General features: G+C 63.7%; 9 protein-coding genes. 4 read left to right on the top strand and 5 right to left on the bottom strand.

The genetic code is table 11. The features are described from left to right. Positions 1 to 119: 119 nt before the first annotated feature. Positions 120 to 800: a dTMP kinase gene (gene tmk / locus VGN72_21845; protein ID HEV7301994.1), complete on the top strand. Its 681-nt coding sequence runs from the start codon at positions 120 to 122 to the stop codon at positions 798 to 800. Between the two features lie 95 nt (positions 801 to 895). Then, a complete protein-coding gene (locus VGN72_21840; GenBank protein HEV7301993.1) occupies positions 896 to 1,924 on the top strand; it encodes a DNA polymerase III subunit delta' in 1,029 nt (342 codons plus the stop codon). Between the two features lie 267 nt (positions 1,925 to 2,191). Here VGN72_21840 and VGN72_21835 read toward each other — a convergent pair whose 3' ends face one another. Together VGN72_21835 and mutY are read right to left on the bottom strand one after the other, a co-directional pair. Beyond that, a complete protein-coding gene (locus tag VGN72_21835) occupies positions 2,192 to 2,506 on the bottom strand; it encodes a hypothetical protein (GenBank protein ID HEV7301992.1) in 315 nt (104 codons plus the stop codon). A gap of 195 nt (positions 2,507 to 2,701) precedes the next feature. Further along, positions 2,702 to 3,778: an A/G-specific adenine glycosylase gene (mutY, locus tag VGN72_21830; GenBank protein HEV7301991.1), complete on the bottom strand. Its 1,077-nt coding sequence runs from the start codon at positions 3,776 to 3,778 to the stop codon at positions 2,702 to 2,704. Positions 3,779 to 4,129: 351 nt separating this feature from the next. Here mutY and VGN72_21825 point away from each other — a divergent pair, with 351 nt between their 5' ends. Further along, complete coding sequence (locus VGN72_21825; protein ID HEV7301990.1) at positions 4,130 to 4,348, top strand: hypothetical protein; 219 nt, start codon at positions 4,130 to 4,132, stop codon at positions 4,346 to 4,348. Between the two features lie 137 nt (positions 4,349 to 4,485). On the opposite strand, the gene VGN72_21820 is transcribed toward VGN72_21825, so the two are convergent. Then, positions 4,486 to 5,286 carry an alpha/beta fold hydrolase gene (locus VGN72_21820; protein ID HEV7301989.1) on the bottom strand — a complete coding sequence of 267 codons (801 nt, stop codon included), beginning with the start codon at positions 5,284 to 5,286 and terminating at the stop codon, positions 4,486 to 4,488. Positions 5,287 to 5,615: 329 nt separating this feature from the next. Between VGN72_21820 and carB the strand changes: the two genes are divergently transcribed. Beyond that, positions 5,616 to 9,470, top strand: a complete 3,855-nt coding sequence (gene carB / locus VGN72_21815) for a carbamoyl-phosphate synthase large subunit (protein HEV7301988.1) — start codon at positions 5,616 to 5,618, stop codon at positions 9,468 to 9,470. A gap of 270 nt (positions 9,471 to 9,740) precedes the next feature. On the opposite strand, the gene VGN72_21810 is transcribed toward carB, so the two are convergent. Together VGN72_21810 and VGN72_21805 are read right to left on the bottom strand one after the other, a co-directional pair. Continuing rightward, positions 9,741 to 10,721: a hypothetical protein gene (locus tag VGN72_21810; GenBank protein ID HEV7301987.1), complete on the bottom strand. Its 981-nt coding sequence runs from the start codon at positions 10,719 to 10,721 to the stop codon at positions 9,741 to 9,743. A 240-nt stretch (positions 10,722 to 10,961) separates the two neighbouring features. After that, complete coding sequence (locus tag VGN72_21805) at positions 10,962 to 13,727, bottom strand: helicase C-terminal domain-containing protein (GenBank protein ID HEV7301986.1); 2,766 nt, start codon at positions 13,725 to 13,727, stop codon at positions 10,962 to 10,964. Positions 13,728 to 14,161: the final 434 nt, after the last annotated feature.

Below are 14,161 nucleotides of genomic sequence, written 5' to 3'. Positions count from 1 at the left end.
TGCCGCGTCGTGATGAGTGATCCAGCTGTCCAGCGGGCGCGACCAATGCACGAGATGTCGAACGCCTCATCCGGCCCCCGTGAAATTCCTGCCGGTGCCGTTACCATGTCCCCTGGCACATGACCGACCTGCACGGCAAGTTCATCGTCTTCGACGGCACCGAGGGCTGCGGCAAGAGCACGCAGGCCGAACTGCTGCGCCGCCAGCTGGAGGCCGACGGCCTGCGCGTCATGCTCGTGCGCGACCCCGGCACCACGCGCATCGGCGAGCAGATCCGCGCGATCCTGCTGAACCCCGACCACGACGAAATGCGCATGCGCTGCGAGATGCTGCTCTACATGGCCGCGCGCGCTCAAATGATGGCCCAGACGATCCGCCCGGCGCTCGACGACGGCATGGTGGTCCTCAGCGACCGCTTCATCAGCAGCACGCTTGCCTACCAACTGGGCGGCGACGGTCTGACGGCAACCGAGATTCGCGCCGTGGGCGACATTGCGGTGGGTGGGCGCTGGCCGGACTTAACGGTTTTGCTCGACATGTCGGCTGAGGCGAGCATGGAGCGCGTCCAACCCAAGCTGCTGTTCAAGGACGCCACCGACCTCGTCGCCAAGGACCGCATCGAGCGCCGGCCGATGGATTATCACGAGCGCGTGCGGGCCAACTATCTCGCCCAGGCCGCCGCCGATCCGCTGACGTATCGCGTGGTGCGCGCCGACCGCGAGAAGCAGGCGGTGCATGAAGACGTGGTGCGGGCGGTGATGAATACGATTCCCTCTCCCGGTACGCCGGGAGAGGGTTAGGGTGAGGGTGATTTCGAACTGCTGACCACTTTGAAAACACAAATCACCCTCACCTAGCCTCTCCCGGAGTACCGGGAGAGGGACCAGAGAGAAGCATGACCACCTTCGACGCCATCCTCGGCCAGGACCGCGCGGTCAGCACGCTGCGCAAGGCGGTGCTCGCCGATCGATTGCCGCACGGGTTCATCTTTGGTGGGCCGATTGGGGTTGGAAAGGGCACGACTGCCCGGGCGCTGGCGACGGTCTTCCTCTGCGAACGACCACAAGGCGACCAACCCTGTGGCCAATGCGAAAGCTGCCGTGGCATGGCGGCGTCGTCGCATCCGGACTTTCACGTCATCTTCAAAGAACTCATCCGCTATCACGACAAGACCGGCAAGAGCAAGGGCACCACGCTGTCGATCGACGTGATTCGACCAGAACTGGTCGAGAAGGCCGGGCGCAAGTCGGTGATGGGCCGCGGGAAGGTCTTCATCGTCGAACAGGCCGAGCTGATGCAGGCGCCGGCCCAGAATGCGATGCTGAAGACGCTGGAAGAACCGGCCGGCCGGACGCTGATCGTGCTGCTGACCGATCAACCGGACTCACTATTGCAGACGATTCGCAGCCGTTGCCAACTGGTGCGGTTTGGCCTGTTGCCCGACGACGTGGTGACGGCCCAGCTGAAGCAGCGCGGCATTGCCGACGCCGACGCGCGCGACGCCGCGGTCTTCGCGCGCGGTAGCATCGGTCAGGCGTTGCAGTGGATCACCGACGGCGTCGTTCCACGCGCGCGGGAACTGGTCGGCATGTTCGACACGCTGTTCGCCGGCCGGCGGGTCGACGACCTGTGGGGTTGGTTCAAAAAGTCCGCCGATGCATATGCGGAAAAACAGTTGGAGCGGGATGCGCTCTCCAGCAAGGACCAGGCAACGCGCGAGGGCCTCGGCCTTTACCTGCGACTGGCCAGCGAGCATCTGCGGACGAAGTTGACGGGCGATAACGACACGGACTTGGAACGCGCCGCCGACGCGATCGACGTGATCGTGCGGGCGGAGAATTATCTCGACAGCAACGTGAACACGGCGTTGGTGTTCCAACAACTCGCCGTCGCGCTGGAGCGCCGGCCGTCGGCGACGGCGTGAGCGATCCTCGTCCCACCCAACGCCAACTGTCATCGTACCCGTCGGCTTAAGGCTGGCTTACAAAGCCCCTTCGTTGGTCAGGGAGGTGTCATCCCGATGGGAAGCTTGCCGACCTGAGGGATCTCCCGTGGCCCGCACCGTCCGTGGTTCGAGATCCCTCAGGTCGCTTGAGGCTCCCATCGGGATGACATTTTGCGATGCGGGCACGACTTGCGCGCACGGCAATCGGCGTCTACCGTTTCAGCCTTCAGCCGCCTTGGCTGCTCCTCACTCATCATCCGCCAGTCGGTCCAAGTCGCGCAAGCTGCGGCAGCTGGCGAAGCGCATGAGCGTGCCGACGACGGTGAAGGTGAGGATGACGGTGAGGAAGCCGGTGACCATCCATTTGGGCCGTGGGTCGCTGCCGGCGGGCCAGGGGGCGATGAGGTCGGCGTTCACCAGCGTGACCGAGACGTTGTAGGCCCCGATGTAGCTGAACAACAGCGCCGCCACGATCATGAGTGCCAGCACGATCAGCGTCGATGGCCGGCTGTCGCCGTGGTCAACGGACGGGCGCGAAAGGTCGCGATCGATCTCCTGCATATAAATCGCCTCGTGAAAACAACCATTTCCGGGCACGTCTGATATACGATTGGCCGCATGCCGGGGCAAACTGGCGACTTCGCGGGCGGTGGGGTGGGTTTGATGGGCCTGACGGATGAGTGGAACGATGCGGTTATGCCGTTCGCGTGGGGATTGCGTTGGAGACGCCTATGCAACGGCCGAGGCTGCGGATCGTCACTCCACCATTTGGTGCGCCATCGCGGCGACCTTTAGCTGGGGCTTGGAAAGTGGCAGGCGATCTAGCTCGCCCAGCGTCGCCCAGGTGCGCGGGCCGCTGGGAAAGCGATCGGAGGCGACCGCTGCGAAGACGGTGAACTCGTATCGACGATGCGTTAACGCATGGGTGACGATCCCCTTTGGCTGCGCCTCGTCTAGCGTTGCGCCGACCGCCGACTCGAGCGCAGCGCGTGGGTTAACGCCGTCCGCCGCGGGCAGTGTGACGAATTGCCACATGCCCGCCCAGCGGCCGCTTGGCGGGCGTTGTTCGATCAGGAAGTGCTGGCCGTGCTGAACGATGAACGTCCACCGCTGTTCCAGCGGATTTACCTTTGTCTTCTTCGGCGCAGGAATCGTCTCCTGCAACCCCGCAGCCCGGGCCTCGCAATGCTCGCGCACCGGGCAGATCAAACACTGCGGCGACCGTGGCGTGCAGACGGTGGCGCCCAGTTCCATTAGCGAGCTGTTGAAGTCACCGAAGCGTTCGCCGGGCAGGATTTGCTCCGCCCGCGTCCAAAGCAAATCGAGCGTGGCCTTGTCGCGTGGATCTGATTCGATCTTGTCGACCCGGCAAAGCACACGGGCAACGTTGCCGTCGACGATTGGCGCCTTCGTCTCGAACGCGATCGACGCAATTGCGCCGGCGGTGTACCGGCCGACGCCGGGCAGCTTCAGGAGCTGCTCGACCGTGGTCGGCAGCTGGCCGCCCAACTGGTCGCGCGTCATGCGGGCCGCGGCCAGCAGGTTGCGGGCGCGCGAGTAATAGCCCAGTCCCTGCCATAGCCGCAGCACGTCCTGCTCGTCGGCATCGGCCAGGCTGGCGAGCGTCGGGAAGCGCTCGAGGAAGCGGTGGAAGTAGGGGATGACCGTGGCGACCTGCGTCTGCTGCAGCATGGCCTCGGAGATCATCACGTGATACGGATCGGGCGTTTCTGACTGGCCCTTGCTCGGATCGACGCGCCAAGGCAGATCACGCCGGCTGACGTCGTACCAGCGCAACAATCGCTCGGCGAACGTGATGGACGACCCGATCATGCCGAGTATCGTAGGCGATAAAGGCATGGCAAGCGCATCATGTACCACGTTTAGCCGCGAGCTTGCTCGCGATGATCTGACGATAATCGCGGGCAAGCCCGCGGCTAAACAGAGGGACGCGCGAAGTGGGGTGAATGCGCTATCACGCCACAGGTGTCTGAAAGCTGTCGGCAATTCGTTTGTGTGACACCGTTGGCTTACAATGCCTTCTTGCGCGCCACGCGGCGTGCCGGATTACGCGCGACGAAGGGTGAACGACCGGTGAAATGCCTCACGTTAATTGCCTGTTCGACCGTACTGCTGGCGATCGGTTGCCGCGCGAGCAGGCCGTCCCATCGCCCTGAGCCGGCCATGAGCCGGCCGCCCGCGTCGCAGCACAGCGACAGCGTTTCGCAGGGGATGAAGGTCGAAGAGGCCGCCCCGCGCTCCGACGACGCCCACGGCGCGCCGAACACGCCCCCGAACGCCGGCGCGCCGCGCGTCAGCACGCTGCCGCAGGTGCCCGCTCACGAGGCAGCCAATTTTCCCCAGCATGTGGCGCCTGCAAACCAACCGCCGGTGAACAGGTAGGATGTGTCGCATCGAGCGTACTTGTGCGACCTTCTCGCCGCACGAGCGCAGCTCAGCGATTTTCCTGCTCTTGATGTCAAGTAAGACGCGCGGAGCTGCGCGCCTGCGGCAAAAGCCTGCGCTTCATGGATGAGCATCTAGGCCATCGCGCCGACCGGCTCGCCGCGCAACGCCCGGTCGACCTGCTGAATCGCCCGCACGTAGTACGGCGCAATGTCACCGGTGGGGGGCCGCCCCAACTCGGGCAGCCGGCGGTTGATCGAATGCCAATGGTCGGCCGGCCAGGTGCCTAAATGCGTGCCCCATTGGGCGCTGGCCACCGATACCAGCCCATCGTTCTCCCCCTCGCGCCGGCGGATGATCTCGTGCGACAGCAAGCCCCACGGCGCCATGCGCGAACGCGTTCGCGATGCGCTGACTGAAAAGTAGGGCAGGCCCGGCACGTCGCGCACCTGTTCGTTGAAACCCTTGCACGATGTGGTGGTGAGATCCTTGACGGCGTCGATGTCGATGTTCATCGCGCGAATGAACCGCAGCACCCGCAGGCGGTCGTCGAGATTACGAATGGCGTAATCCGCAAACGGGCTGCCCCGGTGCGGTGTGCAGACGGTAAGCACGGCGGCCACGCGGTCTGCAAACCCCAGGTGGCTGACCAGGTAACGCAAATCCAAACCACCCATCGAGTGCCCGACCACGATCAGCTTCTGATGCCCACCGACACCAATGCGATCGAGATGCCTGACCAGCGACGCCTTCAGCTCCGCCGCTCGCCGAACGATGCCACCAGCGGGTGAGACGCGCGTGACGATCACGGGATGCCCCAATCTTGCCAGGGCCCGATCGATGCCGCGCCAATAGTGGTGGCGCATGGGCCCGAAGGTCAGTTGGTCGTAGCCGAACAATCCGTGGCAGAGGGCAATCGGGAGCATGGCGGGCATGAGGGTAACGGCGAGGGGGGCGTAAAGTGAAGGGCGAATGACGACCGTGGCGCGAAGGTCGCGCTATAAACCTCAGTTTGTCATCCCAGGCGGAGCTTAGGGCGACGGGAGGGATCTCGGAAGACGGACACGCGTCAGCCACTAGGAGATCCCTCAGGTCGCTACCGCATCCTTTCGGGATGCCACGGGGTTTTTGTCCGCTCGCCTTTGGGCTCCCATCGGGATGACATTGCGGTTCGTTCGTCCTTGGGCTGGCTCGCGCCCGGTTGGAAAACGCCCCCGCCACCCGTACACTACCCGCGCTTTTTCCCGAGGAACGACCACCGCCCATGCCCAAGCGAACCGACATTAAAACGATCCTGATCATCGGAGCCGGCCCCATCGTCATCGGGCAGGGCGTCGAATTCGACTACTCCGGCGTGCAGGCCTGCCGCGCGCTGAAGGAAGAGGGTTACCGCATCGTCCTGATCAACAGCAACCCCGCCACGATCATGACCGATCCGGAGTTCGCCGACGCGACCTACATCGAACCGATTTTGCCGGAAACGATCGAGAAGATCCTGGTCCGCGAAAAGGCCAATGGTACCCCGATCGACGCCGTCCTGCCCACGTTGGGTGGTCAGACCGGTCTGAACACGGCCATGGCCTGCTTCGATCAGGGCATCTTCAAGAAATATGGCGTGCAGATGATCGGCGCCGACCGCGAGGCCATCCACCGCGGTGAGGACCGGCAGGTCTTCAAGGAACTGATGCTCTCGATCGGTTTGAACGTGCCGCGGTCCGGCGTCGTTCACAACATGGACGACGCCCGCAAGGTATTGGCCGAGCTGGGCCTTCCGCTCATCATCCGCCCGGCATTTACCTTGGGCGGCACGGGCGGGGGCATTGCCTACAACATCGAAGAGTTCGAGACGATCGTCCAGCGCGGCATCGACGCGTCGCCGGTGAACGAGGTGCTGATCGAGCAATCGGTGATCGGCTGGAAAGAATATGAGATGGAGGTGGTGCGCGACCGTAAGGACAACGCGATCATCATCTGTTCCATCGAAAACATCGACGCCATGGGCGTGCATACGGGCGATTCGATCACCGTTGCGCCGATCCAGACGCTGACGGACAAGGAATACCAGCGCATGCGCGACGCCAGCATCGCGGTCATTCGGGCCGTGGGCGTGGAAACGGGCGGCAGCAACATCCAGTTCGGCATCAACCCCGAGAACGGCGACATGGTCGTCATCGAGATGAACCCGCGCGTGTCGCGGTCGTCTGCGCTGGCATCAAAGGCCACGGGTTACCCGATCGCTAAAATCGCTGCCAAGCTTGCTGTGGGTTACACGCTGGATGAGCTGCCGAACCCGATCACGACAAAGAAGCGTCCGGGGCAAACGAACGACAAGACGGTGCCCTCGTCCACGAAGCGCGAGGATTACGAGCTGTACACCAGCGCCTGCTTCGAGCCCACGATCGACTACTGCGTCATCAAGATCCCGCGCTGGACGTTCGAGAAGTTCCCCGATGCCGATGAAACCCTGACCACCCAGATGAAGAGCGTCGGCGAGGCGATGGCGATCGGACGCACGTTCAAGGAAGCCCTGCAGAAGGGCATCCGCAGCATGGAAGTGAAGCGCTTCGGCTTCGGCTTGGACAAGTACGACAAGTGGCTGAACGCGCAGAATCGTGGCATGGGCGTCTCGCCCATGCACGTGGATAAGCGCGCCAATTCCTTTCCAGCCAGCGGCGCGGCCGGGGCACCCGACCAAAATAAGACTTCTTCGCCTGCTGACACGCATGGGCGAGACGCCCATGCCACGGTGAAGAGCCTGCCGCCCTCGGCCCGTTACGACGACCCCAACGCCGACAAGACCACGCAAGGCGAGAGCGCCGACGACATCTGGCCGATCCCGCAGGACAAGCTCCGCCGCAAGCTGGCGGTGCCCAGCCAGGGCCGCCTGTACTACGTCCGCTACGCGATGAAGATGGGCTGGACGATCGACCAGATTTTTGAACTGACGAACATTGACCGGTGGTTCTTGTCGCAGATGAAGGAACTGGTGGACTTTGAGGCGGAACTGGCAACGAACGCGAAGGCCGCGTTCGCCGACAGTCTTGCCAACAACTGGCGCACGAACGGCGTTGTCGATACATTTGTTCGTCGCGCCAAGCAACTGGGGTACAGCGATATTCAGCTCGCGCAGATGTGGGACACCACGCCAGCCAAGGTGCGCGCGTTCCGGAACGCGGCAGACATCCGTCCCGTTTACAAGCTCGTCGACACCTGCGCCGCCGAGTTCGAGGCCGCGACGCCGTATTACTACAGCACGTACGAGACGCCCGTCGCCCAAATAACCGTCGGCTTGCCGGCGGGAACCACCGGCAAGCCGGCGGCTAAGTGGGAGGCGATCGCCGAAGACGAAATCCGCCTCACCGACCGCCCGAAGGTCATCATCATCGGTGGTGGTCCCAACCGCATCGGCCAGGGCATCGAGTTCGACTACTGCTGCGTGCAGGCCGCGTTCGCGATGCGCGAGATCGGCGTCGAGTCGGTCATGATCAACTCGAACCCCGAGACGGTCAGCACCGATTACGACACGAGCGACCTGCTCTTCTTCGAACCGCTGACGCACGAAGATATTTTGAACATTTGCGAACGGCTGAATGGTGGGCCATTCGTAGGGGCGGGCCTCCGTGCCCGCCCGGATTCGGATGGCGGACCGACGCAAGAGGGCGGGCACGGAGGCCCGCCCCTACACAAGAACCTCGTGCAAGGCGTGATCGTGCAGTTCGGCGGCCAGACGCCGCTGAACCTGGCGCGCGGCTTGGCCGAGGCCGGCGTGCCGATCATCGGCACGTCGATCGACTCGCTCGACGCCGCCGGCGATCGTGAGCAGTTCCGCGATTTGCTGCAAAAGCTTGGACTGAAGCAGCCCGCCAATGGTATCGCCCGCAATGTGGACGAGGCCCGCCAGATCGCCAAGCGCATCGGCTATCCCGTGCTGGTCCGTCCCAGCTTCGTGCTCGGCGGCCGGGCGATGGAGATCGTGAGCGACGAAGATCAGCTCAACTACTACATGGCCAACGCCGTCGATGCGAGCACGATCAAGGACGCGCCGATCCTCGTCGATAAGTTCCTCGACAACGCGACGGAAGTCGATGTGGATTGCATCGCGGATTACGAGCCGAACGAGACGGGCGTAGGGGCGGGCCTCCGTGCCCGCCCGTCTTCGACCGTGCAAAAGACCGAAGAGGGCGGGCACGGAGGCCCGCCCCTACAAGGCCAGGCCATCGTCATCGGCGTTATGGAGCACATCGAGGAGGCCGGCATCCACTCGGGTGACAGCGCCTGCGCCTTGCCGCCGTACAGCTTGTCGAAGGAAATCATCGCGGAGCTGAAGCGCCAGACGAAGGAATTGGCCCGCGCCCTGCGCGTGAAGGGCCTGATGAACGTGCAGTACGCGATCAAGGACAACGAGATCTACGTAATCGAGGTGAACCCGCGTGCCAGCCGTACGGTGCCGTTCGTCAGCAAGGCGACCGGCATCAGCTGGGCGAAGATCGCCGCCAAGGTGATGGCGGGCAAGACGCTGAAGGAGCTAAACGCGACCGAGCAGCCCGACCCGAAGCACGTCAGCGTGAAGGAAGTCGTCTTCCCGTTCGCCAAGTTCCCCGGTGTCGACGTCATCTTGGGTCCGGAGATGCGCAGCACCGGCGAGGTGATGGGCATCGACGCCACGTTCGAGTTGGCGTTCGCCAAGTCGCAGATCGCCGCCGGCACGAACTTGCCGATGAAGGGGACGGTCTTCATCAGCGTGAACGACGCCGACAAACCGCAGGCCGTCGAACTCGCACGGCAACTGTCGACCGCGGGCTTCGACATCATTTCCAGCAGCGGCACCTACGCCGCCCTGGCCAAGGCGGATATCCCCGCCAAGCGCATCCCGAAACTGGCCGAAGGCCGGCCGAACATCAAGGACTTCATCAAGAACGGCCAGGTGGCGATGATCATCAACACGCCCACCCGCAAGGGCCCTCAGACCGACGAGGGGGCTATCCGCTCGATGGCCGTGCTGAACAAGGTGCCCATCGTCACGACGATGACCGGCGCCGCCGCCATCGTGAAGGGGATCATCCAACTGCAAAAGACGGGCTGGGACGTGAAGCCGCTGCAGGAGTACGTGGGCAAGTAAGCAGGGGAGCGGCGGGGCGGTTAGCCGTGGAACAAGATCTCTCTCGTCATCGGGGATGGTGTTGAAGAACGACGCCGCGTCCGCTCCGGCCGTGGCATGGGCGTCTCGCCCATGCGTGTGGACTGGAAAGAGCAATTTCATTTGCCGGCTGCTGCGTCGGCCACGCCGCTGAAACCAATCCTGTCTTACGGCCTCACGACGAGTATGGGCGAGACGCCCATGCCACGTGCAGAGCGCACTTGACCGAGTCAACTAAGGCAAGAGCCTGCGTTACCGCATCATCCTGAACTCGCCTTCGGTCAGCGCGCTGGCCGCCTTGCCGGCGGCGGCGATGACGGGGTCGTTGGGGTCCTGGGCATACTTGCGGACGGCCCGCAACGAGCCGAGCTGGTCGCCCTTGCGCTTCCCGCGCATCGCGGCGAAGCGCATCATGCCCAGCTTGCGGATCGCCTCGACGCGCCACATCCGCTCCTTCGAATGCTCTGCGATCACGAAGATGTCGCCGACGTGTTTGCCCATCACGTTGGGGTCCGGGCTGGTCAGCACGCGAATCATGGCGTCGAGGTGTTCGGTGTTGTACGCCTTGCGGGCCTCGTCGAACGCCAACGCGGCCTGCTCGCGCTCGGTATCTCCCAACGTCTTGGAGAGGCGCGCGATGTACGTGGTGGACGACGCCATCAACCCCAGGCCGGCCCGCGCCTCGGCCAGCGTCACGCGCTCGTTGAACATCTTGGCGCCCAGGCCGAACGCCGCCTCGAACAGTTCCAGCGCTTCCTTGGGCTGTTCCTTGTGGATGAGCAACCCCCAGCGCGCCGCGGCCAGGCCGACGGCCTCCAGCGCGGGGATGTCCGTCTTGTTCGAATCGAAATTGATGACGGACGCCGGATCGGCCTCAAACAATTCCATGCCCGACAGATGCGTGCCCGCCTTGATCGCCTCGACGCCCTCGCGCAGCGGGCCGACCGTTTTCTCGTCGGTCTTGGTCGACTTGCCGAACGACTCGTACGCCCGCTCGTTGCGGCGGTACGACGCGATCGCCTTGCGGTACATCGGCGCGGCGTCGCCGGCCTGGTCCATCTTCAGCACGTCGCTCATGCCCGCCAGCGGTGGCAGCGGTTCCAGCACGCTCGCGTTGCGCGCGAACGGCGTCGGGGGCGAGATCGTGTCGGCCTGGGCCAGCACGAACAGCAGGCCCATCATCACGATGACCATGCCGGCCGAGATCATCCATCCGAGTCGGTTGCCCCACATGTGCGGTTGTCCTTGTTGCGTGCCGTCGTGCCGAACGAAAACGAACTGGAAAGATAGAGGATGGCGCCAGGCATGACAAATGCCGCAGGGCGCTCTGGCCGTCTTTCAGTATGCCGGGAGCGGCTGGGTGAGGGGGATTTCGAACGGCTGACGATGGAGGCGGAACGAATCACCCTCACCTAACCTCTCCCATGAATACATGGGAGAGGGAGCGGAAGGTCATCCATATGTTTGCCGGGTCTATCGCTTGTCTTCCGGCCGCGTCTTCGTCTGGCCCATGCGGCACTCGGGCAGGGCGTCGAGGAACATCTTCCCGTAGCGCTTCTGCGTCACGCGGCTGTCCAAAATGACCACGATGCCGCGATCCGTCTTGCTGCGAATCAATCGCCCAAAACCCTGCTTCAGCTTGATGATGGCTTCCGGCACGCTGTAATCCATGAAGGGGTTGCCGCCGGCCCGCTTGATGGCGTCCAGCCGGGCCTCGATGATCGGCTCGTCCGGCACGGCGAACGGCAGCTTCACGATGATGACGTTCCGCAGCTTGTCCCCCTGCACGTCGATGCCCTGCCAGAAGCTGCTGGTGCCAAACAGCACCGCGTTGTCGAGGCTGCGGAACCGCTCAAGCAGGATTCGTCGCGGCGCGTTGTGCCCTTGAACGAGCAGCGGGTAGTTTAGCGCCTCGATGCGGCTTTTCAGCCGGTTGGCGCAGTCCGCCAGCATCTTGTACGACGTGAAGAGCACGAACGCCCCGCCCTGCGTCTGCAGCAGGTACTTCATGATCTTTTCGCACGCCGCGGGCGTGAACCGCAGGTGGTCGGACGGCTCCGGCAGGTCGTCCTCGATGTACAGCGTCGCCTGCTGTGCATAATCGAACGGCGACCCCAGTTCGAGCGTGTGGGCCGCGTCGACGCCGAGGCGGGTCTTGATGTACGTGAAGGCGGGGGAGGCATTGATCGACCCGGTGTGTGAAGCAACGCCTTTGGCGGCATTTACCGTGGCATGGGCGTCTCGCCCATGCGTATCCCTTGGGGCTAAGACATCGTTTATGGCAGCATCATTCCGACCGCGCAGCTGCCAATCTTTAATCCCCGACTTCTCCGCATTCCCCCATGCATACTCCACACAATGCCGCAACTCCTGCGCGTCGCGCACGAGGTGATCGTACGACTCGTCCTGCCAGACCGCTCCTTCCTCGCCCCGCGCCTTATTGATCGCGTGGGCGGTGTATGACTTCCATGAATGCATGATGTCCGCCAACTCGTGCCCATCGCGCGGTTGCAGCACCGCATGCACATGATTCGGCATCACGCACCACGCGAGCAGTGCGTACCGTTCGCCGTCGAAGTGGCGCAGCGCGTCGGCGACGACGTGACCGGTCTCCGGATCGCTCAGGATGCAGCCGCCTTGTGCATCGTCCAGCAATGCCTCGATCTTCGACTCATGGAGTCGGTGAAGCTTTGCGGCCTCGAAGCCGGTGAGCGGGCGACCTTCGTCGGTTGCGCGATAGCGGATCTGTTCGCGCTCCGCTTTCCATCCTTCGATCACGCCAGCCGGGAGGGAATCGGCGAGGCGGAACGTGACGGCGTAGACGCTCCCGTTGGAGGTCCAGTGAGGAAGGTTGGCCCCCTGGCGGGAAATAACGGTGGATTGCGAAGGGACACGCATGGGCGAGACGCCCATGCCACGGTCGGAGGAGGCCATCTTCAGCGGTGTGGCGGGTTGGCCTGCATTCCCCGTGCATAGCGTCGCTGACGCCATCACCACGCTCTTGATCTTCCCGAACAACTCCCGCCGCAAACCCTCGGCCACATCCACCGGCGCCGCGTGCAGGGTGACGCGTCTCGGGGTCTTCGTCGTCTGGTCCATCCAATAGACGGCGTCCTCCAGCCGTTGCTCGACGATGGCTTCTAACGCCACGCCCAGCCCGGCGGCTTTGTCGGCGACGCTCGTCAGTTCGGCGACCTCCTCGTCGTTCTTGATGTCGATCAGCATCGCCTTGATGTGCTTCGATAGATCCATCAGCTTCGGCGACACGTCGTTGTGTACAAACCCGCCGGTGCGGATGCGGCCGTTGCTGCGGCCCTGGGTGCTTTGCCAGTGCAGGCAGCGCTCGAAGAAGCCCTCGACCAGCGAATACAAATCGACCACGTCGCCGATCGCGTCGTTGGCGTTGCTGCCGTGCACGCTCAGCAGCCCCTTGCCACGGCGGGGGTCGTACAGCGTGCGCAGCTGATACGCGAGGCCGGCCTCGGTCACCTTCAGGCCAAAGTGCTGCCCGGCGACGTCCTCGATCGTGTGGGCCTCGTCCATCACCACCGCGTCGTACTTCGGCAGGTAATTCACGCCCACGGCCCGCAGCGCCAGGTCGCTGAAGAACAGCGCGTGGTTCACGACGAGGATCGTCCCCGTCTGCATCCGCCGTTTGGCTGCCTGCCAGAAGCAGTTCTTGTAGTACGTGCACTTCTTGCCGAGGCAGTTGCCCTGTTCGGCGCACACGCGATCCCACACGCCCGGCTCGGGCACCTGCGGCAGGCTCGTCAGCGAGCCATCGGTCGTCTCCTGGGCCCATTCCTCGATCGCCCAAAGGCTTTCCAGTTGCGGCTGATGGTCGAACAGCATCCCCTGTCGCGCCCGCGTCTGTTCCAGACGGCGCTGGCAGAGGTAGTTGCTGCGCCCCTTCACGAGCACGGCCGTGAACTCGTCGGGGTAGACCGACTGGATCAGCGGGATGTCCTTCTCGATCAGCTGTTCCTGCAGCGCGATGGTGTGCGTGGAGACGACGACCCGCTTCTTGTTCCGCACCGCGTAATCGATGGCCGGCAGCAGGTAGGCGAACGACTTGCCGACGCCCGTGCCGGCCTCGACCATCAGGTGATGCTGTTTGGTCAGCGCATCCTCGACGGCCGACGCCATCTCAAGCTGCTGCGGCCGATGCTCGTACTTGTCGCCAAGACGGCGAGCGATGGAACCAGTGGGGCCGAGGATGGAATCGAGCGTCGCGGGCACGTTGGGCCGAATTGTACCCTAACTGTCAAGCGCGACTATAGGACGTGAGGATGGGATGGCTTGGCGCGTCGCGTGATCCTCTGTCCTTGTCATCCCGACCCTAGCGGTAGCGACCCGACCCATCTCCCATGACGAGAATTCTCAGACGTATGATACGGATCGTGATTAATCAGTGCGCGGACTCGTCATCCTGAGCGGTGTTTAAGAACAGTGTCGCGTCCGCTCCGACCGTGGCATGGGCGTCTCGCCCATGCGTGTGTCAGGTCGGCTGATCTGGTTGGTTGTTGAGCCGTGATCGGCGCAACATGCCCAAATAATGGCCTTCGTTCCAATCCGACAGCATGGGCGAGACGCCCATGCCACGGCCGGAGCAGACCCAGCCGACTTAGTAAACACCCTCTCAGGATGACGAGCGCGCGGTTTAATCACGATTC

Source organism: Tepidisphaeraceae bacterium (genome assembly GCA_035998445.1).
Classification (GTDB): domain Bacteria; phylum Planctomycetota; class Phycisphaerae; order Tepidisphaerales; family Tepidisphaeraceae; genus DASYHQ01.
The sequence above is the reverse complement of the archived record's forward strand: the minus strand, read 5'-3'. Positions and strand labels throughout refer to the sequence as shown.

Coding starts and splice junctions, on each gene's coding strand:
- tmk (HEV7301994.1), top strand. CDS start 120: ATGACCGACCTGCACGGCAAGTTCATCGTCTTCGACGGCACCGAGGGC.
- VGN72_21840 (HEV7301993.1), top strand. CDS start 896: ATGACCACCTTCGACGCCATCCTCGGCCAGGACCGCGCGGTCAGCACG.
- VGN72_21825 (HEV7301990.1), top strand. CDS start 4,130: ATGAGCCGGCCGCCCGCGTCGCAGCACAGCGACAGCGTTTCGCAGGGG.
- VGN72_21835 (HEV7301992.1), bottom strand. CDS start 2,506: ATGCAGGAGATCGATCGCGACCTTTCGCGCCCGTCCGTTGACCACGGC.
- carB (HEV7301988.1), top strand. CDS start 5,616: ATGCCCAAGCGAACCGACATTAAAACGATCCTGATCATCGGAGCCGGC.
- VGN72_21820 (HEV7301989.1), bottom strand. CDS start 5,286: ATGCCCGCCATGCTCCCGATTGCCCTCTGCCACGGATTGTTCGGCTAC.
- mutY (HEV7301991.1), bottom strand. CDS start 3,778: ATGATCGGGTCGTCCATCACGTTCGCCGAGCGATTGTTGCGCTGGTAC.
- VGN72_21810 (HEV7301987.1), bottom strand. CDS start 10,721: ATGTGGGGCAACCGACTCGGATGGATGATCTCGGCCGGCATGGTCATC.